This window comes from Streptomyces sp. NPDC006208, from assembly GCF_040613775.1.
Lineage (GTDB): Bacteria > Actinomycetota > Actinomycetes > Streptomycetales > Streptomycetaceae > Streptomyces.
The window spans coordinates 1-21,964 of the sequence record NZ_JBEXSW010000041.1; the positions used below are offsets into that span (position 1 = coordinate 1).

Annotated in this window: 21 protein-coding genes; 6 read left to right on the forward strand and 15 right to left on the reverse strand. The window is 70.6% G+C overall.

Annotated features, from left to right (window positions below; all coding sequences use genetic code 11):
* Window positions 1-570 precede the first annotated feature (570 nt).
* The 3 genes from ABZ208_RS28720 to ABZ208_RS28730 all read left to right on the forward strand — a co-directional run bounded on the left by ABZ208_RS28720 (window position 571) and on the right by ABZ208_RS28730 (window position 4,206).
* Window positions 571-2,013, forward strand: coding sequence for an alkaline phosphatase PhoX (locus ABZ208_RS28720; protein WP_356912351.1), 1,443 nt, complete (start codon window positions 571-573; stop codon window positions 2,011-2,013).
* A 327-nt stretch (window positions 2,014-2,340) separates the two neighbouring features.
* Window positions 2,341-3,924, forward strand: coding sequence for a TROVE domain-containing protein (locus tag ABZ208_RS28725; RefSeq protein ID WP_356912352.1), 1,584 nt, complete (start codon window positions 2,341-2,343; stop codon window positions 3,922-3,924).
* Between the two features lie 51 nt (window positions 3,925-3,975).
* Window positions 3,976-4,206, forward strand: a complete 231-nt coding sequence (locus ABZ208_RS28730) for a hypothetical protein (protein ID WP_328402060.1) — start codon at window positions 3,976-3,978, stop codon at window positions 4,204-4,206.
* A gap of 53 nt (window positions 4,207-4,259) precedes the next feature.
* Here the strand turns inward: ABZ208_RS28730 and ABZ208_RS28735 are convergent, their stop codons facing one another.
* The 3 genes from ABZ208_RS28735 to ABZ208_RS28745 form a co-directional block, all read right to left on the reverse strand.
* On the reverse strand, window positions 4,260-5,456 hold the full coding sequence (locus tag ABZ208_RS28735) for a TerD family protein (RefSeq protein WP_356912353.1): 1,197 nt from the start codon (window positions 5,454-5,456) through the stop codon (window positions 4,260-4,262).
* A gap of 45 nt (window positions 5,457-5,501) precedes the next feature.
* On the reverse strand, window positions 5,502-5,720 hold the full coding sequence (locus ABZ208_RS28740; protein ID WP_356912354.1) for a hypothetical protein: 219 nt from the start codon (window positions 5,718-5,720) through the stop codon (window positions 5,502-5,504).
* Window positions 5,721-5,788: 68 nt separating this feature from the next.
* Window positions 5,789-6,613: an NAD(P)-dependent oxidoreductase gene (locus ABZ208_RS28745; RefSeq protein WP_356912355.1), complete on the reverse strand. Its 825-nt coding sequence runs from the start codon at window positions 6,611-6,613 to the stop codon at window positions 5,789-5,791.
* Between the two features lie 241 nt (window positions 6,614-6,854).
* Here ABZ208_RS28745 and ABZ208_RS28750 point away from each other — a divergent pair, with 241 nt between their 5' ends.
* Together ABZ208_RS28750 and ABZ208_RS28755 are read left to right on the forward strand one after the other, a co-directional pair.
* Window positions 6,855-7,799: a 5-dehydro-4-deoxyglucarate dehydratase gene (locus ABZ208_RS28750; RefSeq protein ID WP_356912356.1), complete on the forward strand. Its 945-nt coding sequence runs from the start codon at window positions 6,855-6,857 to the stop codon at window positions 7,797-7,799.
* Window positions 7,796-8,959 carry a hypothetical protein gene (locus tag ABZ208_RS28755; RefSeq protein WP_356912357.1) on the forward strand — a complete coding sequence of 388 codons (1,164 nt, stop codon included), beginning with the start codon at window positions 7,796-7,798 and terminating at the stop codon, window positions 8,957-8,959. Before ABZ208_RS28750 ends, ABZ208_RS28755 begins: the two co-directional genes overlap by 4 nt.
* A gap of 93 nt (window positions 8,960-9,052) precedes the next feature.
* On the opposite strand, the gene ABZ208_RS28760 is transcribed toward ABZ208_RS28755, so the two are convergent.
* The 4 genes from ABZ208_RS28760 to ABZ208_RS28775 are packed head-to-tail and all read right to left on the reverse strand — an operon-like array spanning window position 9,053 to window position 12,883.
* Entirely contained in the window at window positions 9,053-9,736 is a 684-nt protein-coding gene (locus tag ABZ208_RS28760) for an SDR family oxidoreductase (protein ID WP_356912358.1), read from the reverse strand.
* Window positions 9,733-11,016 (reverse strand): cytochrome P450, encoded by a 1,284-nt coding sequence (locus ABZ208_RS28765; protein ID WP_356912359.1) that lies wholly within the window; start codon window positions 11,014-11,016, stop codon window positions 9,733-9,735. The genes ABZ208_RS28760 and ABZ208_RS28765 overlap by 4 nt, the downstream gene beginning before the upstream one ends.
* On the reverse strand, window positions 11,013-11,690 hold the full coding sequence (locus tag ABZ208_RS28770) for a hypothetical protein (RefSeq protein WP_356912360.1): 678 nt from the start codon (window positions 11,688-11,690) through the stop codon (window positions 11,013-11,015). Before ABZ208_RS28770 ends, ABZ208_RS28765 begins: the two co-directional genes overlap by 4 nt.
* Window positions 11,690-12,883: a cytochrome P450 gene (locus tag ABZ208_RS28775; RefSeq protein ID WP_356912361.1), complete on the reverse strand. Its 1,194-nt coding sequence runs from the start codon at window positions 12,881-12,883 to the stop codon at window positions 11,690-11,692. Before ABZ208_RS28775 ends, ABZ208_RS28770 begins: the two co-directional genes overlap by 1 nt.
* Window positions 12,884-13,289: 406 nt before the next feature.
* On the opposite strand from ABZ208_RS28775, the gene ABZ208_RS28780 reads away from it, so the two are divergent.
* Complete coding sequence (locus ABZ208_RS28780) at window positions 13,290-14,696, forward strand: NCS2 family permease (RefSeq protein ID WP_328402077.1); 1,407 nt, start codon at window positions 13,290-13,292, stop codon at window positions 14,694-14,696.
* 77 nt (window positions 14,697-14,773) lie between these two features.
* Here ABZ208_RS28780 and ABZ208_RS28785 read toward each other — a convergent pair whose 3' ends face one another.
* The 8 genes from ABZ208_RS28785 to ABZ208_RS28820 all read right to left on the reverse strand — a co-directional run bounded on the left by ABZ208_RS28785 (window position 14,774) and on the right by ABZ208_RS28820 (window position 21,872).
* Window positions 14,774-15,517 (reverse strand): hypothetical protein, encoded by a 744-nt coding sequence (locus ABZ208_RS28785; protein WP_356912362.1) that lies wholly within the window; start codon window positions 15,515-15,517, stop codon window positions 14,774-14,776.
* A 48-nt stretch (window positions 15,518-15,565) separates the two neighbouring features.
* On the reverse strand, window positions 15,566-15,949 hold the full coding sequence (locus tag ABZ208_RS28790; protein ID WP_356912415.1) for a hypothetical protein: 384 nt from the start codon (window positions 15,947-15,949) through the stop codon (window positions 15,566-15,568).
* A 123-nt stretch (window positions 15,950-16,072) separates the two neighbouring features.
* On the reverse strand, window positions 16,073-17,521 hold the full coding sequence (locus tag ABZ208_RS28795; RefSeq protein ID WP_356912363.1) for a penicillin-binding transpeptidase domain-containing protein: 1,449 nt from the start codon (window positions 17,519-17,521) through the stop codon (window positions 16,073-16,075).
* 101 nt (window positions 17,522-17,622) lie between these two features.
* Window positions 17,623-18,279 (reverse strand): response regulator transcription factor, encoded by a 657-nt coding sequence (locus tag ABZ208_RS28800; RefSeq protein ID WP_356912364.1) that lies wholly within the window; start codon window positions 18,277-18,279, stop codon window positions 17,623-17,625.
* On the reverse strand, window positions 18,276-19,541 hold the full coding sequence (locus tag ABZ208_RS28805; RefSeq protein ID WP_356912365.1) for a histidine kinase: 1,266 nt from the start codon (window positions 19,539-19,541) through the stop codon (window positions 18,276-18,278). The genes ABZ208_RS28800 and ABZ208_RS28805 overlap by 4 nt, the downstream gene beginning before the upstream one ends.
* Window positions 19,538-20,527 (reverse strand): hypothetical protein, encoded by a 990-nt coding sequence (locus ABZ208_RS28810; protein ID WP_356912366.1) that lies wholly within the window; start codon window positions 20,525-20,527, stop codon window positions 19,538-19,540. Before ABZ208_RS28810 ends, ABZ208_RS28805 begins: the two co-directional genes overlap by 4 nt.
* 89 nt (window positions 20,528-20,616) lie before the next feature.
* The gene (locus ABZ208_RS28815) at window positions 20,617-21,096 is read right to left on the reverse strand and encodes a GNAT family N-acetyltransferase (protein WP_356912367.1); all 480 of its coding nucleotides are present in this window, start codon (window positions 21,094-21,096) and stop codon (window positions 20,617-20,619) included.
* 5 nt (window positions 21,097-21,101) lie between these two features.
* The gene (locus tag ABZ208_RS28820) at window positions 21,102-21,872 is read right to left on the reverse strand and encodes an IclR family transcriptional regulator (RefSeq protein ID WP_356912368.1); all 771 of its coding nucleotides are present in this window, start codon (window positions 21,870-21,872) and stop codon (window positions 21,102-21,104) included.
* Window positions 21,873-21,964 lie beyond the last annotated feature (92 nt).

Consider the following 21,964-nt stretch of genomic DNA (forward strand, 5'->3'; position numbering starts at 1 on the left):
GCGGGCGCCCCCACCCTGAGGGCCCCGCACGCGGGCCGTGCGGTCGCGGCGGGCGTGGGGCCGGTCCGCGGCCTGTCCGAGGGGCGCCTGACGAGGAAGCCGTACCGCGGGGCTCCTCCATGGGGCCGTGTGCCGGTGGCGGGCGCCCCTACCCTGAGGGCCCGGTACGCGGGCCGTGCGGTCGCGGCGGGCGTGGGGCCGGTCCGCGGCCTGTCCGAGGGGCGCCTGACGAGGAAGCCGTACCGCGGGGCTTCCCCATGGGGCCGTGTGCCGGTGGCGGGCGTCGGGCCGGGCTGCCCGCCCGAAGGGCGGCCTGCGAGGTACCTGGCGCCAGGGCCTTGCACGGGGCGGCGTGCGGGCCGCGTGGCCGGGTCCGCTTCCTGTCCGAGGCGGGTCCGCGAGGGAACCCCCACCCCGGAGGGCCCGCACGCGGGCCGTGCGGGCGTCGGGCCGGTCCGCTGCCCGTCCGAGGGTCGTACAGGCGTAGCCCGCGGTTCAAGTGCCGTTCAGGCGGGCGCGCGAGGGTGGCGCAATCATCAGCCGGCCCGGACGCGCCTTCAGGAGACCCCGATGTCGCTCACTCGCAGGGATTTCACCAGACAGACCGCTCTGACCGGTGCGGGTGTCGCCCTCACCGGTGCCGTCGGCACGCTGGCCACCGCGCCCGGCGCACTCGCGGCCGAGGAGGCCGAGCAGACCGAGGGACGCGGCCACGGCTGTGAGCCCGGCTACGGGCCGCTCGTCCCCGACCCCGACGGCATCCTCGCCCTGCCCGCCGGCTTCTCGTACCGCGTCCTCACCCGTGCCGGGGTCACCACCCTGGAGTCGGGCGAGTTCACCCCCGGCAAGCACGACGGCACCGCCACGTTCGAGGGGCCGCGCGGTGTCACGCTGCTCGTCGTCAACCACGAACTCAAGGGAGCGCGTTCCACCGTCGCCCACCCGGTGCCGCTCACGGAGGGTCTCGTCTACGACCCCGCGGCGCCCGGCGGCTGCACCGTCGTCGAGAGCCGCCGCAGCGGCGAGGTCGCCCAGTGGGTGGGCATCGCCGGTACCGTGCAGAACTGCGCGGGCGGCTCCACTCCCTGGGGCACCTGGCTGACCTGCGAGGAGACCGAGGACCGGGCCGGCAAGAACGGCGCGACCAAGGACCACGGCTATGTCTTCGAGGTCGACCCCTGCGACCGCCGCGCCAACCGGAACCCGCAGCCCGTCAAGGCGCTCGGCCGGTACGCCCACGAGGCCGTCGTCGTCGACCCCAAGCGTGGCCACCTGTATCTGACCGAGGACGCGGACACACCCAACGGCCTGCTGTACCGCTGGGTCCCGCCGCACGGCTTCAAGCACGGCCGCGGACAGCTGCGCAAGCTCGCCGACGACGCCGGTGTGCTGCAGGCGGCCACCTGCTACGACTCCGGCGGCCGGTTCGTCGACGACCTCTCCCGTGCCACGAAGATCGGCACGGTGTACGGGGTGGACTGGACGGAGGTGCCCGACCGCGACGCCAGGACCGTCTCGGTGCGCAAGCAGTTCACCGACAGCGAGGTGACCCGCGGCCGCAAGCTCGAGGGCATGTGGTGGGGTGACGGCGGTGCCTACGTCGTCTCCTCCTACGCCCGCGAGGAGAGCCCGCAGCAGCACGACGGACAGGTCTGGTTCTACGACCCGCGGCGCCGGACCCTGACGCTGAAGGTGCTGTTCGGAATGAACCCGGACCCGTCGCAGGACGGTGCCTACAACGGCCCGGACAACATCACGGTCTCGCCCTACGGTGGCGTGATCCTCGCCGAGGACGGCGAAGGCGTCCAGCATCTGATCGGGGCCACCGACCGCGGCCGCACCTACCCGATCGCCCGCAACGAGCTGAACCTCGGCACCGCGGAGGACCCGGACTACAGCGAGTTCGCGGGCGTCACCTTCTCGCCGGACGGGCGGACGCTGTACGCCAGCATCCAGACCCCTGGAATCCAGCTCGCGATCACCGGCCCCTGGAAGCGCCGGCACCGTCACTGACACCGAAAGCCGGGCGCGCGTAAATACATTGGCGCGCCCGGCAGTTCGTTCCTAGAGTCTGAACCACGAACTGCACCTCCCGGTGCGCCGGCCGCGGCTACTTCCTCCAACGAAAACACGCCGCTGCCATCTTCGATCTCGGGAGGCTCGGCACGTGGGACGCCCGGTGCGCAGGCGACGGCTACTTCGGATCGGACGGTTGCGGGTTCAAGTCCCGCCCGGCGGCGGCCGGTAGCTCAATCGGGTAGAGCATCTGACTTATGCCGTCGCCGTCTCGATCTCGGGCGTCCCCCTGCTGTGCTTCCCCCGCGAATTCGGGGAATTCAGATGACGCGCTTCAACAGCCGTGCGGCCCGCGACGAGGCCGCCGAGTACTCGTACATCGGCTCGACCGGCCGCGTTCTGTTCACCCGCGAGGGCGGTGCCGGTGTCGAGCGGGATGCGCGTTCGGAGCTTTTTCTTCTCGCGGTCGCCAACTTCGTGTCCCAGCGGACCTTCTACGAGTCGGGCAGCGACCGCGACAGCCGTTTCACCGCGCTCGTCCGTGAGCTCGCCGTCGCGGACCCGCAGTGGACCGCGGGTCTGCTCGGCTGGCTGCGCGGCGAGGCCCACATGCGGACCGCCTCGCTCGTCGGCGCCGCGGAGTTCGTCAAGGCCCGCCTCCAGGCGGGGGCGACCGACGGCAGCCGCAACCGGCAGGTCATCGCCTCCGTACTGCTGCGCGCCGATGAGCCCGGTGAGCTGCTCGGCTACTGGACCTCGCGGTACGGCCGCAACGTGCCCAAGCCCGTCAAGCGGGGCATCGCGGACGCGGTACGCCGGCTGTACAGCGGGAAGTCGCTGCTGAAGTACGACACCGCGAGCAAGGGCTACCGCTTCGGCGACGTCCTCAACCTCGTGCACGCCTCGCCCGACCCGCAGAGGTCCTGGCAGGGCGCCCTGTTCCAGTACGCGCTCGACCGCAGGCACCACCCGGAGTCGGCCGAGCCGCCCGCCGCGATCCCGGTGCTCACCGCGCACCGCGAGCTGATGGCGGTGCCGGTCCAGGAGCGGCGTGCCGTGATCACCTCGCCGGGCGGCGCGGAGCGCCTGGCCGAGGCGGGCATGACCTGGGAGGCGCTGGCGGGCTGGCTGCAGGGTCCGATGGACGCGGCGGCCTGGGAGGCCGTCATCCCGTCCATGGGCGCTATGGCGCTTGTCCGTAATCTGCGCAACTTCGACCAGGCAGGGGTCTCGGACGAGGTTGCCGCTCAGGTTGCGGCGAAGATCTCGGACCCCGCGGTGGTCGCGGCCTCGCGCCAGTTCCCCTTCCGCTATCTCGCCGCGTACCAGCACGCTCCGTCGCTGCGCTGGGCCTACCCGCTGGAGCAGGCACTCGGCCACTCGCTGGCCAATGTGCCCGCCCTGCCGGGCCGGACCCTGGTCCTGGTGGACCGCTCGGGTTCGATGTGGTCGCCGCTCTCGGACCGGTCGGAGCTCAACCGCGCCGACGCGGCGGCGATCTTCGGCACGGCAGTGGCGATGCGGGCCGCCGGCGCCGACCTGGTGCAGTTCGGCACGGGCCATGTGGCTGTGCCGTACACCCGGGGCGAGTCGGTGCTCAGGGTGCTGGAGCGCTTCGGCAATCTTGGCGGCACCAACACCACCGCGGCCGTACGTGCGCACTACCGCGGCCACGACCGGGTGCTGATCGTGACCGACGAGCAGGCGGCGCACAGCCGCCATGGCAGTCCCACGGAGCCGGTACCGGCGCACATCCCGGTCTACACCTGGAATCTGGCGGGATACCGGGCCGGTCATGCGCCGTCGGGCACGGGGAACCGGCACACCTTCGGGGGCCTGTCCGACGACGCTTTTCGGATGGTGCCGTTGATCGAACAGGGCCGGGCAGCGGACTGGCCCTGGAGATGAGAGACGGCTGGACGTGGCTTTCGGACGCCTTGAAGGCGCATACTCCAGGTAATGACTAAGTCAGCCGGATCCCGGCGCCATCTGCCCTCCAGTCCCTTCAACCGTCCGGCCGCGCCAGAGCCGCCGATCGAGCGCTACGAAGCGGGCGATCGGGTTTCGCATGATCAGTTCGGTCTCGGCAGAGTCCTCGCTGTGGAAGGAGACAACGCCGCCGTGCTTGTCGACTTCTCCGGCAGGCAGGGCCGTATCCTCAGCCCCTTCGCCAAGCTGGCAAAGCTCTGAGGAGAGCCTCCGCCGGGCCCGTCGTCCCTTTGTGACGGGCCCCGGCGGACGCTTCACAGTGCCTGTGCGGCGGGCTTGACCATGCCGCGGACCGTGCGCGACTTCACGAAGTCGCCCAGCGCGGTCATCTCCCACTCGCCCGAGAACTGCTTGATCAGCTTCGCCATCATCACGCCGGTCTGCGGCTCCGCGCCGGTCAGGTCGAAGCGGACCAGTTCCTCGCCGGTCGTCGCGTCCAGCAGCCGGCAGTAGGCCTTGGCGACCTCGGTGAACTTCTGGCCGGAGAACGAGTTGACCGTGAAGACCAGGCCCGTCGCGTCGGCCGGGAGCCGGCCGAGGTCCACGACGATGACCTCGTCGTCGCCCGCGCCCTCGCCGGTCAGATTGTCACCGGAGTGCTTGATCGAGCCGTTCAGGATCGACAGCTTGCCGAAGTAGCAGCTGTCCAGGTGGTTGCGGCTCGGGCCGTAGGCGATCACCGAGGCGTCGAGGTCGATGTCCGCACCGCGGAAGGCGGGCTCCCAGCCCAGCCCCATCTTGACCTGGGAGAGCAGCGGACGGCCGCCCTTGACCAGGGACACCGTCTGGTTCTTCTGCAGGCTCACCCGTCCCTTGTCCAGATTGATCTTTCCGGTGCCGGGCGCAGGGGCGGCCGGGGGCGCTGCCGGGGGAGGCGGCGCCGCCGCGGCGATCCGCGGGTCGGGGCTCACCGCAGCCGGAGGCGTTGCCGCAGGTGCCGCCGCGGGCTCCTCCTCGACCGAGACGCCGAAGTCCGTGGCGATGCCCGCCAGCCCGTCGGCGTACCCCTGGCCCACCGCACGGGCCTTCCAGACGCCGCCCCGGAGATAGATCTCCACGACCACGAGAGCGGTCTCCGCACCGAGCTGCGGGGGAGTGAACGTGGCGAGTGCGCTGCCGTCGTCGGCGTTGCGGATGGTGGCGGTCGGTTCGATGCCCTGAAACGTCTGTCCGGCGGCGTCCGGGCTCGCGGTGACGACGATCTTCTCGATGCCGGGCGGAACGGCCGCGGTGTCCACCACGATCGCGTCGGGCGCACTGCCGCCTCCGGAGCGATACGTGACGCCGGGGCCCGCCGGCTGGTTGTAGAAGATGAAATCGTCGTCGGAGCGCACCTTGCCGTCGGCGGTGAGCAGCAGGCCCGATACGTCGAGCCGCACCGGGGCGGCGACGTCCACCGCCACCCGCGCGGCGGTCAGGGGGATGTTCGAGCCGGGGGTCATAGCTGTCATGCCAGAGGTAACGAGCCAGGGCGCTTTACCGTTCCCTTACCTTGGTCATCTGTTGCGGGGATGGTTCCTGGCCGTGCGTTCGTTGCCGAACTTGTAGGCCCCGGTCCACCGGGCCATCACCAGCTGCGCGTCACCCGATGCCACCTCGGCCAGGAACTTCTCCGCGCGGGAACCGCGCAGCGTGCCCGCGGCCCGGCCGCGGTGGGTGATGACGACCGTGCCGTCGCCGTGCTGGGCGTAACTGAAACCGAAGGGTCTGGCCATCGCCCCATCCTGGCGGGTGCGTGGCCGGCAGGTCACCTGAATTTGCGCGGTGACAGGGCGGGTCGCGATCAGTGCGGCCACTGCGGCGGGTCGGTGGCGAAGTGGCCTCCGAGAAAGGCGTGCTCCGGATTCTCCGGGTCGAGTTCGCCCTGCTCCGCGATCAGTTTCCCGGCGTACTGCTCCGAGTCGTCCTGCGGCTCGTAGCCCAGGGCCCGGGCGGTCGACAGGTCCCACCACAGCCTGGTGTTGGCCGACGACCCGTAGACGATGCTGTGACCGACCTCCGGGGCGCTGAGGGCCGCGTGGAACAGCCGTGCGCCGTCGCCGGGGCTCATCCACACCGACAGCATCCGCACCGAGGTCGGCTCCATGAAGCAGGAGCCGATGCGCACGGAGACGGTCTCCAGACCGTGCCGGTCCCAGTACAGCTGGGCCAGGTCCTCGCCGAAGCACTTGGACAGGCCGTAGAGGGTGTCCGGGCGGTGGCGGGTCTCGACGGGGATGAGCGCCTGAGGGGCGAGGGGGGATTCGCCGGCGGGGCGGGGGACGAAGCCGACCGCGTGATTGCTGGAGGCGAAGACGACGCGGCGGACGCCCTCCTCGCGGGCCGCCTCGTACAGGTTGTAGGTGCCTTCGATGTTCGCGCGAAGGATCCTGTCGAACGAGGCCTCCAGGGAGATGCCCGCAAGATGCAGGATCGCGTCCACGCCCCGTACCGCCTCGCGCAGCGCCTCCTTGTCCGCGAGGTCTGCGGTGATCGCGTCCGGCGCTCCCTCGATCGGGTTGGCGTCGAGGAGGCGGAGCTCGTGGCCGTACGCAGGCAGCAGTCCGCGCATCAGCGTGCCGAGGCCGCCGGCTGCGCCGGTGAGCAGGACGGTGCGGGCAGCGGGCATGGGCGGATCTCCTTGCGGTGTTCTCTTGTTCTGGACGTAATTCACATGTGTGGACACGCTAGGGAGTGGCCCGGAGGGCGTCAAGTGCGGTGCGGCGACCGCCAATACGCGCCGTGACTCCGGGGTGGTCGCCTTGACCTGCACAGTAGGGCTGCCATAGCGTGACGGCGTTCAGAGATATGGACGTCGATCAGAATTGTGCACGGGCTGATGGGTCCGTCGCACGGCCCAGGGAGCGCCCGTGACCTCAGACCCGCTCGCCGCCCGGCTCACCCGGGTCCCAGGACCGCTGTTCTTCCCCGTCACCGCGTACGGACCGGACGGCGGTCTCGACCTGGACGCCTTCCGCACCCATGTCAGACACGGCATCGACTCCGGTGCGGCCGCGGTGTTCGCCTGCTGCGGCACGGGGGAGTTCCACGCCCTGACCCCCGAGGAGTTCCGCGCCTGCGTCGGTGCCGCCGTCGAGGAGAGCGCAGGCCGGGTGCCCGTCGTCGCCGGCGCGGGCTACGGCACCGCGCTCGCCTCCCAGTACGCCCGGATCGCCGAGGATGCGGGCGCGGACGGGCTGCTCGCCATGCCGCCCTATCTGGTCGTGGCCGGCCAGGCAGGGCTCGTCGCCCACTACACAGCGCTCGCGGCGGCCACCTCGCTCGACGTCATCGTCTACCAGCGCGACAACGCCGTCCTCACCCCCGAGACCGTCGTCGCGCTCGCCCGGGCCGAAGGGATCATCGGTCTCAAGGACGGTCACGGCGATCTCGACCTGATGCAGCGCATCGTCAGCGTCGTCCGCCGCGACGCCCCCGAGCAGGACTTCCTCTACTTCAACGGGCTGCCCACCGCCGAGCTCACCGGTCTCGCCTACCGGGGCATCGGGATCACCCTGTACTCGTCCGCCGTCTTCGCCTTCGCCCCCGACATCGCGCTCGCCTTCCACCGGGCGCTGGCCTCCGGCGACGACAAGACGGTGAACCGTCTTCTGGACGGCTTCTTCGTGCCGCTCGTCGAACTGCGCAACGCGGGCCGCGGGTATGCCGTCTCGCTCGTCAAGGCGGGCGTACGGCTCGAAGGCCTCGACGTCGGCGAGGTGCGGCCGCCGCTGACCGAGCCGGAGGCCGCGCATGTCGAGGAGCTCGCGAGGCTCATCGAGCGCGGGCGGGCGCTGCTGGAGGACGGCGCATGAAGGCGTCCGCGTTCCTGTATCCGTGGGACGTGGTCGGCGATCCGGACGCCGCGTCGCGTATCGCAGGCCTCGGTGTCCAGCAGGTCACGCTCGCCTCCGCCTACCACTCCACGCGGGCCCTGACCCCGCGCCACCCCCGGCACCGGATCGTCACCGCCTCGCACGCCGGCCTGCTCTACCCAGCGGACCCCGCGCACTGGGCGGGCAGGGAGCTGCGCCCGTACGGCGCGGGGGACTGGGCCCCGGGCGACGCGTACGGCGCGGCCGCGGCCGCCCTCGCGGACGCCGGACTCGAGGTCCACACCTGGGTGGTCCTCGCCCACAACTCCCGCCTCGGCGCCGAACATCCCGGCACCTCGGTGGTCAATGCCTACGGAGACCGCTACCCCTGGGCCCCCTGCATCGCGCAGCCCGCCGTGCGCGCATTTCTCACCGGCCTCGCCGCCGAAGCGGCCGCCCGGCCCGGAGCGCTCGGTACCGAACTGGAGTCCTGCGGCTGGTACGGGCTCGCCCATCTGCACGCCCACGACAAGACCGCGGGCGTGGATCTCGGCGACGCGGCGCAGTATCTGATGTCCCTGTGCTTCTGCCCGGCCTGCCGGGACGGGTACGGCAAGGCAGGCGCGGACCCGGGCGAGTTGGCGGCGTCCGTGCGGCGTGCGCTGGACCCGGTGTGGCAGGGGGCCGTCCCGCCGGACACCTCGATCGACCGGCTGATCGGCCCCGAACTGGCCACGGCCACACTGGACTTCCGTACACACACCGCCCGGACGCTCCAGGAGTCGGCGATCGCTGCGGTGCGTACGGCGGCGCCCGAGGCCTTCCAGGTCCTGCTGCACGCCGATCCGGTGGCCCACCACTGCGGGGCGAACGCCGGCGTCGACCCGGCGCACGTCCTGTCGGCGGCGGACGGCGTCGTGGTGCCGTGCGCGGGCGGGCCGCACCTGCTGGAGCCGTTCGCGGCACAGGCGGGCGGGTCGTCCGTGCTGGCCGCGAACCTGACGATCGTCAGCGGCATGGGCGGCTCCCCCTCCACCCTCGCGGCGGACGCGTGTCGCGCCGCCGACTCGGGCGCCACCGAACTACGCCTCTACCATGCCGGGTTGGCGTCGGACAGGGACCTGGAGGCGGTCGCCGCGGCGCTGGCGTCGATCGCCTGACGCGAGGTGTTCCGGACGCTCCGTCGGCCCACAGCTCTCGCCCGGTACCGCGAGAGCGTGCGGCGGGGCGCACCGGTCGGCGGAGGGCAGTGGTCAATCGATGACGGCATCGGTCACCGTCGCGTCCGCCGGCGCCCGTACCGCGTTCACCACGACGGCGGCGACCGATTCCGGCCGAAGGAACTGATCGGGGCGGTACTCCTGGCCCGCCCGTTCAGCTGCCTTGCGCTGCAGCTCTGTGTCGGTCGGGCCCGGGTGAATCGAGGTCACTCGGACTCCGTTGGGTTTCTCCTCGGCCTGAAGGGCGTCTGCGAACGCTCGCAACGCGTACTTGCTGGCGGCGTAGGGGCCGCGGTTCGACTTGATCCGGAGTCCGGAACCCGCGTTGATCAGCACCACATGTCCCCGGCCCTGGCGGAGGGACGGCAGAAGCAGCCGGGTGAGTTCGGCGGCCGAGAAGAGGTTGACCGCGAAGATGCGTTGCCACACCTCCGGTGAGGCATCGGCGATCGTGCCGGGTTCGGCGACGGCGGCGTTGTGCACAAGAACGTCGAGACGATCGATGTCCGCCGTGGCCTGGGCGATTCCTCCGGGGTTCGCCAGATCGGCCACCCATGGACGGGCCTTTCCCGGCAGGTCGCGGGCGAGCGCCTCCAGAGACCTGGCATCGCGGCCGCCGAGCAGCACATCGTGTGTGGGTGCGAGTGCGCGGGCGATGGCCGCCCCGATGCCCCGGGAGGCACCTGTCACCAGTGCGCGGGGTCGTGGATCTGTCATGGCGTAGTACCTCGCAGACCGGGCCGGAAGGTGACCGGGAGGCTCGTCAGCCCACGCATGAACCGGCTGTGTCCCCAGGTCAATTCGGAGGGATCGACCGCGAGCGCCAGTTCGTCGCAGCGTTCCAGGAGGGTGCGGAGCGCGATCGTGCCTTCCGCTCGGCCGAGCGGCGCGCCCAGGCAGTGGTGGATTCCGTGCCCGAACGCGAGGTGTCCTCGGCTGTCGCGGAGGATGTCGAACCGGTCGGGCTCGGCGAAGCGGTCCGGATCCCGGTTACCGGCGCCGTAGGAGAGCAGCACGGCTTCTCCGCCCCCGGGAACGGTCACTTCTCCGATCTGGATGTCGCAGGTCGTGAACCTCAGGACGGGCGCCATTTTGATGGGGCCGTTGTAGCGCAGGATCTCCTCGACCGCCTGCCACATGAGGTGCGGCTCCCTACGGAGCAACTCCAGCTGCTCAGGGTGTTCCAGCAACGCCAGCACACCGCTGCCGATGAGATTGGCGGTCGTCTCGAAACCGGCCACCAGGAGGAGGAAGGACATACTGATCACCTCGTCCTCCTCGTGATCGGCCTCGAGGAGCCGCCCCAGCAGATCTTCGGAGCCGGCGGGGCCATTCCTCTTCGCCTTCAGAAGTCCGGTGAGGTAGTCCCGCATCTCGGAGGCGGCATGCGGCATGCGGCTGTCGTCGCCCTCGCTCATCTCCACGTAGACGCCGGCCAGCCGCGCAAAGGTGTCCCGTCCCTCGGCAGGTACGCCCAGTGCCTCCGATATGACCGTGAGCGGCAGACGCTTTGCGAAGTCGGCGATGACATCGAGGCGCCCCAGCGGAAGGAACGGGGCAATGAGCTCGTCGGTGATCTCCTGTATGCGTGGACGCAGGGCTTCGATACGGCCCGGTGTGAACTCACCTGCCACCAGCGCACGCAGTCTGGTGTGGTCCGGGGGGTCGCTGCGAAGCATGTTGCGCGTGACGGTATAGGTTTCGCCGGCAAACACCCACGGCACGGACTGCGCCGCCCTGTTGCAGCGCCGCGGATCGTTGCTCAACCGTGGATCCCTGCTCGCTGTCCGGATGTCCTCATGGCGTGTGACCAGCCACACGGGAGCGCCGGCGAACACCACGCGCCGTACAGGCCCTTCGGCCCGGAGCTGCGCGAGCAGCGGATACGGGGCGTTGACGTAGCCCTTCTGCTCCATGAGATCGGTGACGCCGTCGGCGGTCGTCCGGTCGTGGGTCATGCGGCAAGAGACGGCTCTGTCGGCCTGTTCGGCATTCACGGGTCCTCCCTGTACCGCGGAGTCGCTTGTGGCCGGTGAACTCGTGTGTGACCGGGCAGCGCCAGGCGTACCGGCAACGCGTCGCAGTGGGGGTCCGAGGGGTCGGCTGTACGTGGAGTCCAAGCGCCCCATGAGTGATAGATGCTGCTGTTCCGCCGCTCCAGGTAGCAAATGAGATTGATCGGCCACCCGGTATTGACGAAGACGTACTTGTCCATCCGCGTCGGGTGCTCGCTCAGCGGCGACCCGTTGCCGCCCGGAGAGTCGATGTTGTGCCAGTCGGGGTGGAGGTGTATCGACCCGAGAATGTCGAGTCCGTCCAATTCGGCGTCCCGCATGATATGGAGCAGATCGGCGGAATCGCACCAGTAGCCACGATGGGGGTTCTCGTAGGCCGTTCCGAAACAAGGAACTATGGATTCCGAGAATTCTCCCAGGGCCGCGCTGTCGGTGGCCCGGACGTTACGGCCGAATTCGACCCGCTCGACGCGGGCGCTGTCGCCCCGCAGGCAACCGACGAGCACGCCGAAGCAGGGGTAGGGAAAGCCCGGCCTGATCGCTCCATAGACACGAAGTGCGGCGTCGAGGAACGTGGAGCAGGCGGCACTCTCGAGGAAGACGTCCACGCTGTCCGCGCGTCCGTCGGGACGGGGACCGCCACCGGTCGTCACCATCAGCGCTCCATGCGTACGACGGGAACAGAAGTGAACCCGCGCAACCGTCCGAGACGCTGCACAGGTTGCTGCGCAGGCGCGAGATCCGGGAGGCGCCGCCGTAGCCGCCGAAGCACCATCGACATCTCCAGGTACACCAGTTCGGCGCCGAGGCAGTGGTGCGCACCTCCGCCGAAGCTCAAGTGACGTGCCCCGTCGCGCCCCGGCCGGAATTCATCCGGCCGGGGGAACATGCCGGGATCCCGGTTGGCGGCACCCAGCACCGGCCAGACCTGCGCTCCCGCGGGTACCGTCACACCGCTGAGGACCACCGCCCTCGTGGGGATCCGGGGGGCGGGCGTGAACTGTACGGGCGCGTCGTGGCGGAGCACCTCGTCGACGAACATCCGAGCGCCGGCAGGGCCGTCCAGGAAGACCGCACTCTCGGGGTGGCGCATCATCAGGACGATCCCGGTCTCGATCCCCGCAGCGATCTGCGGGTACCCGGCGACCATGAGTCCCGTGAGAATGCTGACCAGTTCGTCATAAGGCAGGGCCTCAGGACAGTCGGTGTGCGCGCGGACGAGTTCGGACGTCAGATCATCGCCAGGCGCACGGCGCCGCCGGACCACTTCCGCCTGGAGGTAGTCGGTGAGCTGCCGCATCGCCGCGGCGCCACCACAGTCCAGTCCGGGCAACGGCCCTGAGGTGGGGAAGATGTCGGCGACGAGCGTCGACACGAGGTCCCGATCGGCCTGAGGCAATCCCAGCAAGTGCATGATCGCGTCGCGGGGAACGGCCTCGGCAAGTGCGGTCATGTCGGCGACGCCGTGGCGGAGGGTCTCCACCACAGGGGCGAGCAGCCGGTCGCAGAGTCCGCCGAGCCATGGCTGCTGACGTCGCACATGCTCGACGAATCGCCTGGCCACCGCGGTGCGCATTCTGGTGTGCCGCGGTGGGTTCTGTGAGCTCATGACGCGTGACAGCACGGGCGCCGCACGGTGCGCCTTCCCACCGGAGGGCCTGTGCGCGCCCGGCGCCAGGAAACACCCGCGTTCGGTCAGAACGCGCTGACAGTCCGTGTAACGGGTCAGCAGGTAGGAGCCGGTCCCGCACAGGTACACCGGTTCCGTCGCACGCAGTCGCTCATAGACGGGATACGGGTCGCCGGAGTGAACATCTGTGAGGGCGTCGGTGGAGCCGATGGTTCCCATGGCGTCAACCTCTCGCGGTGAGTGCGGTTGTAGCCCGGCCATTCCTTGTCCGATGGGACGGAGGTCCCCTTGCGTGGTGGAACGGAGGTCTCGCGTCAGCCCACCACCATTGACCACTCCAATCGGGTGAATCGCGACTTGGGGTGCAGCTGGATTGCTCCGAATGGGTGAGTCGCGTCTCGTCGGAGGAGTTGGAGGCGGGGGTCTGGACGTCCGGTGGAGAAATGGGCCGGGTGCTGGTCACGCAGCCAGGCCGCTGCCACTCTCCCCTCAACAACGCAGCAGCCGAGAGTGCCTGCCTGCCACGAGAAGGATCACCATGCGTAACACTCGCGTGATCTGAAGTGGCCTTCCCGGGGGCACAATCCAGCTACTCGTTGCCCGGATCGAGCCACCGAGGAGCGCAATGACAGCCAAGATCGACCATTTCTTCCAGGTCAGCGCCCGGGGTTCGACCTACGCCCGTGAGATCCGAGGCGGCTTCGCCACGTTCTTCACGATGGCCTACATCCTGGTCCTCAACCCGATCATCCTCAGCAGCACCACCGACAAGTTCGGCAACAGGCTCTCCGACGTCGAAGTGGCCACCGTCACCGCCCTGGTGGCCGCCGTGATGACCGCGATCATGGGCCTCGGCGGCAATCTGCCCCTCGCCGTCGCCGCCGGCCTCGGTCTCAATGCCGTCGTCGCCTTCCAGATCGCGCCCCTGATGAGCTGGCCCGACGCGATGGGCCTGATCGTCATCGAGGGCCTGCTCATCTGCGTCCTGGTCGTCACCGGGCTGCGTGAGGCCGTCATGCACGCGATCCCCCCATCGCTCAAGCAGGCCATCAGCGTGGGCATCGGCGTGTTCATCGCGTTCATCGGCTTCATCGACGCGGGCTTCGCCACCCGGATCCCCGGCGAGCAGGGCACCGTCCCCGTTCAGCTCGGCCTGAACGGGCAGCTGTCCGGCTGGCCGGTCCTGGTCTTCTGCATCGGCGTACTGCTCACCATCTCCCTGATGGCCCGCAGGACGCGCGGCGCGATCCTCGTCTCCATCGTCGTCACGACCGTCCTGGCCATCGTCGTCAACGAGATCGCCACCATCGACCCGCGTGCCTGGGGACTGACCGTCCCTGCCGTACCCGAGAGCGTCGTGGCCGCACCCGAATTCGGTCTCGTCGGAGCCTTCAGCCTCTTCGGCGCGTTCGAGCAGGTCGGCGTCATCACCATCGTGCTGCTCGTCTTCACGCTGCTCCTCAGCGACTTCTTCGACACCATGGGCACTGTCGTCGGCGTCTCCAACGAGGCCGGCCTCCTCGACGAGAAAGGCGATGTCCCCAACCTCGGCCGCGTCCTGCTGATCGACGGCGCCGCCGCCGTGGCGGGCGGTGCGGCCTCAGCGTCGTCCAACACCTCGTACATCGAGTCGGCGGCCGGCGTGGGCGAAGGCGCCCGCACCGGGCTCGCCTCCGTGGTCACCGGCGCGCTGTTCGCCCTCGCGCTCTTCCTCACCCCGCTCGCCACCGTCGTCCCCGCCCAGGCCGCCGCCCCGGCGCTGGTCGCCGTCGGCTTCCTGCTGATGGCACAGGTGCGGCACATCGACTGGGAGCGGTACGAGGTCGCCATCCCCGCCTTCCTCACGATCGTCGTGATGCCGTTCACGTACTCCATCACCAACGGCATCGGCGCGGGCTTCATCGCCTACGTCGTCATCAAGACCGTGCTGGGCAAGGCGCGTGAGGTGCACTGGCTGCTGTGGGGCACTGCGGCGCTGTTCCTCGTCTACTTCGCCATCGACCCCGTCGAGCAGCTGTTCGGCGTCAAGTAGCGTTCCGCGCACCGGAGACGGCCCGCAGCGCGGCGCGGGCCGCGCCGCACGGGACCACGGCCAGTCCCTCGAGCCGTTCAGCCGTACATCTGCGCGACCCGTTCGGCGACCGAGAACGTGCACTCGCACTCGGGGCAGGTCGCGCGCCCGAAGAGATACGTCAGCCCCTCGGCGACCTTCTGCTGCCCGGACTCACGGGCCATGGTGTGCAGCCGCCGCGCGACCCCGGTCAGCCCGGCCGGGTCCGCGGGGTACAGCGCCGCCTTGGCCGGATCCTCCTCGGTCACATGGTCGCCCGCGGCGGCGAAGCAGCCGTACGAGCCGAACGCGACGAACATCCCCGCCGCGCACTCCGGGCAGTCGAGCTCGTACTCCTCCTGGAACACGCCCTCCAGGCACTCGGACCAGACGGGCACTCCCTCGAACGCGAGCACGCACTGCAGCAGATACACGAAGCCGGCGGCGTCGTCCTTTGGGACCTGAGCCAGACAGGCGCGGGCGACCGGCAGCAGCTCGGCGATCTCGGCGCCGTGCCGCTCGCGGCGGTCCGCGTCCGCGGCGGCGACGATCAGGCCCGCCATCAGCACCGCGTCGACCGGCTCGCCCGGAGCGCGGCCCCTCGCGATGTCGGTGAGCTGCGGCAGCGCCGCGTAACTCGCCTCGTACACCGAGCCCTGGTGGCACAGCGCCGACCACAGGTCGCTCCACACCTCGCTGTCCTGCTCCCGGCCGCGGCCGAGGCAGGCGAACAGGCCGGGTATGTTCCCGGCCGAGCCGTACGCGTGCGTGAGCTGCGACCAGTCGGTGGCGGAGGCTGTCATGGCGTGCATTCTGGCAGCGGCCACCGACAACGAAGCCCCCACGAAGCCCTACTCCCGGACGTCGCGCTTCGCCTCGTACCGCAGGGCCGCGCCGGTGACCACCGCGCCCAGGCCCTCCCACACGGCCACGCCGATCATGCCCGACGGGGCGCGGCCGCTGAGCACCGTGAGCGTGAAGACCGTGCAGGTCAGCAGGCGGAAGGGGACGGTCCAGCGGAAGAAGGGCTTCCAGTCGGCCAGGGAGGCCAGGACGTAGTAGACGCCCATATTGACGGCGGCCATCGATGACGCGGTCACGAAGACCAGCGTGTGGTCTCCCTCCGCGCGGCGGGATTCAGCTGTGGAGTCGAAGCCCATGGCGGCGATCAGGGCATCGGGGGCGATCAGCCCCAGCAAGCCGAGGGCGGCGGCCAGGACACCGAAGACCGCCATGGTCCAGCCGGACGGGGAACGGGGCAGGGTACGCACGGAATTCCTCGGGACGCAGGGGATGACGACCTTCGCGAGACCCTGCATACAGCGCGCCCCGCCCCGGTGAACAGGCCCTGCCCGGGATCAGTCCAGCGCCGCTTTCATCATCTTCTGCGCGATCGGCGCCGCCAGCCCGTTGCCGCTGACCTCGGAGCGGGCCGCGCCCGAGTCCTCGACGACCACCGCGATCGCCACCTCCTTGCCGGTGTCCGGGTCCTTGCCGTATGCCGTGAACCAGGCGTACGGCGACTTGCTGTTGTTCTCGCCGCGCTGGGCCGTGCCCGTCTTGCCGCCGACCTCGGCGCCGGAGATCTGCGCGTTGGAGCCCGTGCCCTCCTCGACGACCGTCACCATCGCGCTGCGCAGCTGCTCGGCGGTCGAGGACGACACGATCCGCCGACCGTCCCCGTCTCCGTACGACTCCAGGGTGTCGCCGTCCGCGTCCACGACCTTGGAGACCATGTGCGGCGTGGCCAGCACGCCGTCGTTGGCGAGCGCCGCCGACACCATGGACATCTGCAGCGGGGTCGCCGTCACGTCGAACTGGCCGATACCCGTCAGCGCCGTCCCCGCCTCGTCCATCCCCGACGGGTAGAGGCTGGCCGTCGCCCGGACCGGCACATCCTGCTCCGCGTCGTTGAACCCGAACTTCTCGGCCATCGCGCGGACCTTCTCCTGGCCCAGGTCGACGGCCATCTTGCCGAAGACGTTGTTGCAGGAGAACTGCAGGGCCGTGCGGATGCTGGCGTTCTCGCAGGGCGCGGACGGGTTCTCGTTCTCCAGGGCCCGGGTCGAGCCGGGCAGCCGGTACGGGTCCGGGCTCTCGGTCTTCTCGTCGGCCGAGTCGTACAGACCGTCCTCCAGCGCGGCCGCCGCGACCACCAGCTTGAACGTCGAGCCGGGCGCCAGCGGCTGGCGCAGCGCCCGGTTGAGCAGCGGCTGGTCCTTGTCCGCCAGCAGCTCGCTCCATGCGTCGCCGTCCGTCGTGGAGCTGATGGCCGAGGGGTCGTACGAGGGGGTGCTGACCATGCCGAGGATCTCGCCGGTCTTCGGGTCCATCGCGACGGCCGCGCCCTTGGTGTCGCCGAGTGCCGTGAAACCGGCCTCCTGGACGGAGGGGTCGATGGTGGTCACCACATCGCCGGGCTGCTGCTGCTTGCCGGTGAGCACGTCCACAGGGTTCTTCAGCCGGTTGTCGGTCCCGTCCAGCACCCCGGAGTGGATGCCTTCGAGCTGGGTAGCGCCGAACGCCTGCGAGCTGTAGCCGGTGACGGCCGCGTACAGCGCACCGTCGGTGTAGGTGCGCTTGTACGCGAGATCGCTGCCCTTCGTCCGCTTCGATCCGGTGACCTCGGAGCCGGCCACGACGATGCCGCCGAGCGGCTGCGCGTACCGCGCGATGACATTCCGCTGGTTGTGCTCGTTGTTGGCGAGGGCCTTGGCTTCGTACGCCTGCACCCAGGTCGCCCGCACCAGCAGGGCGAGCACCAGCAGCAGACTGAAGACGGCGGCGCGCCTGATCGTCTTGTTCATCCCTCATGACGACGAGCGCCGCCGGACGGCCGTTCCCCGCCTCCGCCCTTCTCAGGACTTTCTCATCTCGGAGGGGGCCGGAACGGCACGCGGCGGCCCGGTCAGCGGGGCGAGATGAACCCCGTCTCGTACGCCGCGATCACCGCCTGTGTACGGTCCCGGGCGCCCGTCTTCGCCAGCACCGATGCCACATGCGTCTTGGTGGTCGCGGGACCCACCCCCATCCGGCCGGCGATCTCCGCGTTCGTCAGGCCGGTCGCCATCAGCCGCAGCACCTGCGCCTCCCGCTCGGTCAGCCGCGCGGCCCACGCAGGGGCCGGGGCGGGCTCGCGGCGGCCGTACTCGGCGGCCAGCGAGCGCACGGCCGCGGGGAAGAGCAGCGAGTCACTGCGCGCGACCAGCCGGACCGCCTGCACCAGTTCCTCCACGGCGGCCCGCTTGAGCAGGAACCCGGCCGCTCCGGCGCGCAGCGCCTCGTACACGTACGCGTCGTTCTCGAAGGTCGTCACCACCACGATCCGCGGAGGCTCCGCCAGCGTGCCCAGTATCTGCTCACTCGCCCGGATCCCGTCGATCTCCGGCATCCGCACATCCATCAGGACCACGTCCGGGCGCAGCTCGCGTACCACCGACACCGCCTCCGCGCCCGTCGCCGCCTCGCCGACGACCTCGAGGTCGGGCTCGGCGTCGAGGATGACGCGCAGCGCCGTACGGACCATGCGCTCGTCGTCGGCGAGCACCACCCGGATCGCGCTCATCGCCGGCCGTCCAGGGGCAGCCGCGCGGACAGCCGCCACACCGCGCCGTCGGGGCCGGCCTCGGCCCGCCCCCCGAGCAGCGCGGCCCGCTCGGTGATACCGCGCACCCCGCGGCCGCCGCCCGGGCGTTCGACCGGTGCCCGGTCGGGCAGCGGATTCTCCATCGTGACCTCCACCTTCTTGCCGTGCACGGTGATCCACAGGGATACGGGGGACCGCCCGGCATGCCGCAGGGCGTTGCTCAGCCCCTCCTGGACGATGCGGTACGCCTCGCGGGAGACGGTAGCGGGCACGGCCGCGAGCTCGCCGTCGACGTTGAGCGCGACCGGCACGCCGCTGCGTGACAGCAGACCGTCCAGCGCGTCCAGGGCGGGGCCGGTGGTGACCGGCGGGCCGCCCGCGTCGTCGTCCTGGCGCAACAGGCCCAGTACGGAGTCCAGTTCGCCCACGGTGCGCCGCGCGGTCTCCTCGATCGCGGCCAGCGCCTCCCGCACGAACTCCACATCGGTGTCCAGCACCTTGCGGGCCGCGCCCGCCTGCAGGGTGACGGCGCTGAGGGCATGGCCGACACTGTCGTGCAACTCGCGGGCGAGACGGTTGCGTTCGGCGAGTTCGGTGGCCCGTCGTTCGGCCGCCGCCAGCCGGTCCGCGGGGGTCGGGCCGAGCAGCAGCGGCGCCCGGCGGGCGAGCAGGGCCCCGGCCGCCGCCGAGCAGGCCGCGAGCGCGAGCAGCATTCCGATTCCGGCGACCGGGAGCAGGGCCAGCTGCCATGCCTGGTGGCCGGACAACCGGAGCGAGTCCCGCAGTCCCGGGAAGAACGGCACCAGCATCAGGCTCACCGCGAACGGCGGCAGGGCGAGGGAAGCCCCGCTGACCAGGGCGCCGAGCCCCGCATGGAGCGTGAACCAGGCAGAGGTCCGTACCCGCGCCGCCCTGCTGCGCGCGGGCCCCTCCGCGAACCGCTCTGCCGGCACCCCCGTCAGTGCTCGGGCCACACTCACGGACAGCGGTCGGGTGAGCGGGAACAGGGCCGCCGCTGTCGCCGCGAGCGGCAGGGCGACGGCGTACGCGCCGAACTGCAGGGCAGGCGACTCGGAGAACACGCCGTCCGCGCCGACAACGGGCCCCACCACCACGGTGCCCACCAGCCAGAACGGCATCAACAGTGCCCCGCCGAGCACCAGATGAACCCAGCGGAGCCTGGCCCGGACCCCGAACAGGGCCCGGCCGGCCACTCCCCAGAAAGCACCGGACCTCGTCACGCGCCGCGCCGCCGGAGCACACACACGACGCCCGCCGTCAGCAGGAGGCCGGAGATCATCTCACCAGCGTAGGTCAGCGTCATCAACCACGAGGCATCGTTCGCGGCATCGGCCACGGGCATCAGCGAGGTGAGCAGCAGCCAGCCGCCCCAGGCGCCGAGCGTGCTCGCCCCGGCCCAGGCCATGGCGAGCGGGAGCCTCACCGGCAGCCAGGGGCGGCGGCGGAACGCGAGCATCAGAGCCCCCGCGCAGGCCACGGCCACGAAGGCGAACCGGACGCCCTCAAGCAGGTAGAAGTCGGTGGTGCGTTCGGCGGCACGGCCGGGGGAGAGCGCCACGGTCGATCCGGCGGCCCACAGCAGATGCATGAGGGCCGGGAACAGCGCGATGAGCGAGCCGAGTACGGCCCAGGTCCGCACGGCAGGGCCGGTCGCCCTCGACGGCAGTTCCCACATCGTCCCGCGCCACAGGTGCCCCCAGCGATCCCTGGCATAGAGCACGGCCAGGGCGCCGAGAGCGAGGCCCTGGAGGATGAATCCGCCGTAGACCACCCCGAACACCCACTCGTCGAGGAACGGCCGTTGGGACGAGTCCTGTGCAGTGGTGCCTCCGAGGGCGGTGGCCAGCAACTGCATCGGAAAGCCGGTCATGATGGGCAGCAGCAGCCCGGTCGCTCCCCATGCCGGCACACCCAGCAGCCAGGCCGGCACGCGCAGCCCCCAGGGCCGGGTCAGCAGCAGGGCGAGGACCACGACCCCGGTGTCCATCACCACCGTGACGCTGTTGGCCACGAGCACCAGCCGGGGGTGGTCCAGCAGCATGCTGCCGTCGGGGATGCCGATCCGGCTGCCGGTGATCCAGGCGACCTTGAGGGAGAGATAGGGAACGCAGGCGGCGATCGCGAGGGCGCGCAGCGCGGAGCGCCAGGGGCGGGACCGTACGGGAAGCAGCTCGTCGGGGGCGGCGGAGAGCGGTGTCGGTGTCATGGCGTCCACGCTCGTCGCGCGGGCGCCCGCGCACCTCCTGCGCAACGACGATCCTCCTCCGCCGTGCGGCGGAGGAGGGGTACCGCTTCTCACCGCACGAGGGTGAGCACCAGTTCGTCGATCTCCTCGCCGCGGGCGTTCGCGAAGCCCCGGTCGTGGCCGGTGACGGTGAATCCGCACTTCTCCAGGACGCGTATGGATCCCTTGTTGTCGGCCGCGGCCCGCGCGTGCAGCGGACGCGTAGGTACGACGTCGAGCAGGCCGCTCAGCGCGGCCGTTGCCACGCCCCGCCCCCAGTACGCCCGGTCGATGAAGTAGGTGACCTCGCGGAAATCGGGCGGCCCGTACACCGCGGTGTGGCCGACGACCACGCCGTCGGCGAGCACGGTGCGGATGACGTCCTCGGACGCCCGGATCCGTGCCCAGTGGGCCTCGAAGGCGGCCCGGTCCGAGGGGTCCTCGCTGGTGAAGGCAGCGATCCGGTTCGACTCGGGGTCGTTCATGTGCCGGAAGAAGACCGGCAGGTCGGTGTCGTGCACCTCGCGCAGCGTGATGAACGTGGTGGCCATCGGGGTCAGAGCCTCCGGGTGGCGAGGGCGAGCCGGTCCCGGGCGTCGAACAGCGCATCCTTGATCATCTGCTCATGGGCGGGAGTGAGCCGGGCCACCGGAACCGAGCAGCTGATGGCGTCGCGGGCGGGGGTGCGGTAAGGGATCGCGACACCGAAGCAGCGCAGCCCGAGGGTGTTCTCCTCGCGGTCCACCGCATAGCCCTGCTCGCGGACGAGATGCAGTTCCTCGATGAGCTTCTCGCGGTCGGTGATCGTGTGCTCGGTCAGCGGCGCAAGTGTCTCGGGCAGCATCTTGCGTACCTGCTCGTCGCTGTAGGTGGCCAGCAGCGCCTTGCCGAGCGAGGTGGAGTGGGCGGGCAGCCTGCGTCCGACGCGGGTGAAGGGGCGCAGATAGTGCTGAGACTGCCGGGTGGCCAGATACACGACATTGGTGCCGTCCAGCCGGGCGAGGTGAATGGTCTCCGTGGTGTCGTCGGAGAGCCGGTCCAGGGTGGGCCGGGCGGCGGCGACGACCTCGTCACCGTCGATGTAGGAGGTGCCGACGAGCAGCGCCCGGACGCCGATGCCGTACCGGGTGCCGGTGGCGTCCGTCTCCACCCAGCCGAGCTCGACCAGGGTGCGCAGCAGCATGTAGAGGCTGGACTTGGGGTAACCCACGGCCTCCTGGACCGCGGCGAGCGAGTGCATGCCGGGGCGCCCGGCGAAGTATTCGAGCAACTCGACCGTCCGCACCGCGGACTTGACCTGTGCCCCACCGGAATCGACCGCTGACATCGCCTTCGCCCCTTCTTGACCGCGCAGAACGCCCGGAAATAGAGTCCCCACAGATATTCACCACCGGGAACTGTGTTCAGAATACCGAACGC

Excerpts from the sequence above, each read along its gene's own strand:
- ABZ208_RS28775 (WP_356912361.1), bottom strand. The coding sequence starts at position 12,883 with ATGGGAACCATCGGCTCCACCGACGCCCTCACAGATGTTCACTCCGGC.
- ABZ208_RS28760 (WP_356912358.1), bottom strand. The coding sequence starts at position 9,736 with ATGACAGATCCACGACCCCGCGCACTGGTGACAGGTGCCTCCCGGGGC.
- ABZ208_RS28810 (WP_356912366.1), bottom strand. The coding sequence starts at position 20,527 with ATGACACCGACACCGCTCTCCGCCGCCCCCGACGAGCTGCTTCCCGTA.
- ABZ208_RS28730 (WP_328402060.1), top strand. The coding sequence starts at position 3,976 with ATGACTAAGTCAGCCGGATCCCGGCGCCATCTGCCCTCCAGTCCCTTC.
- ABZ208_RS28815 (WP_356912367.1), bottom strand. The coding sequence starts at position 21,096 with ATGGCCACCACGTTCATCACGCTGCGCGAGGTGCACGACACCGACCTG.
- ABZ208_RS28740 (WP_356912354.1), bottom strand. The coding sequence starts at position 5,720 with ATGGCCAGACCCTTCGGTTTCAGTTACGCCCAGCACGGCGACGGCACG.
- ABZ208_RS28770 (WP_356912360.1), bottom strand. The coding sequence starts at position 11,690 with ATGGTGACGACCGGTGGCGGTCCCCGTCCCGACGGACGCGCGGACAGC.
- ABZ208_RS28790 (WP_356912415.1), bottom strand. The coding sequence starts at position 15,949 with ATGGCGGTCTTCGGTGTCCTGGCCGCCGCCCTCGGCTTGCTGGGGCTG.
- ABZ208_RS28820 (WP_356912368.1), bottom strand. The coding sequence starts at position 21,872 with ATGTCAGCGGTCGATTCCGGTGGGGCACAGGTCAAGTCCGCGGTGCGG.
- ABZ208_RS28795 (WP_356912363.1), bottom strand. The coding sequence starts at position 17,521 with ATGAACAAGACGATCAGGCGCGCCGCCGTCTTCAGTCTGCTGCTGGTG.
- ABZ208_RS28725 (WP_356912352.1), top strand. The coding sequence starts at position 2,341 with ATGACGCGCTTCAACAGCCGTGCGGCCCGCGACGAGGCCGCCGAGTAC.
- ABZ208_RS28785 (WP_356912362.1), bottom strand. The coding sequence starts at position 15,517 with ATGACAGCCTCCGCCACCGACTGGTCGCAGCTCACGCACGCGTACGGC.
- ABZ208_RS28745 (WP_356912355.1), bottom strand. The coding sequence starts at position 6,613 with ATGCCCGCTGCCCGCACCGTCCTGCTCACCGGCGCAGCCGGCGGCCTC.
- ABZ208_RS28735 (WP_356912353.1), bottom strand. The coding sequence starts at position 5,456 with ATGACAGCTATGACCCCCGGCTCGAACATCCCCCTGACCGCCGCGCGG.
- ABZ208_RS28780 (WP_328402077.1), top strand. The coding sequence starts at position 13,290 with ATGACAGCCAAGATCGACCATTTCTTCCAGGTCAGCGCCCGGGGTTCG.
- ABZ208_RS28755 (WP_356912357.1), top strand. The coding sequence starts at position 7,796 with ATGAAGGCGTCCGCGTTCCTGTATCCGTGGGACGTGGTCGGCGATCCG.
- ABZ208_RS28720 (WP_356912351.1), top strand. The coding sequence starts at position 571 with ATGTCGCTCACTCGCAGGGATTTCACCAGACAGACCGCTCTGACCGGT.
- ABZ208_RS28800 (WP_356912364.1), bottom strand. The coding sequence starts at position 18,279 with ATGAGCGCGATCCGGGTGGTGCTCGCCGACGACGAGCGCATGGTCCGT.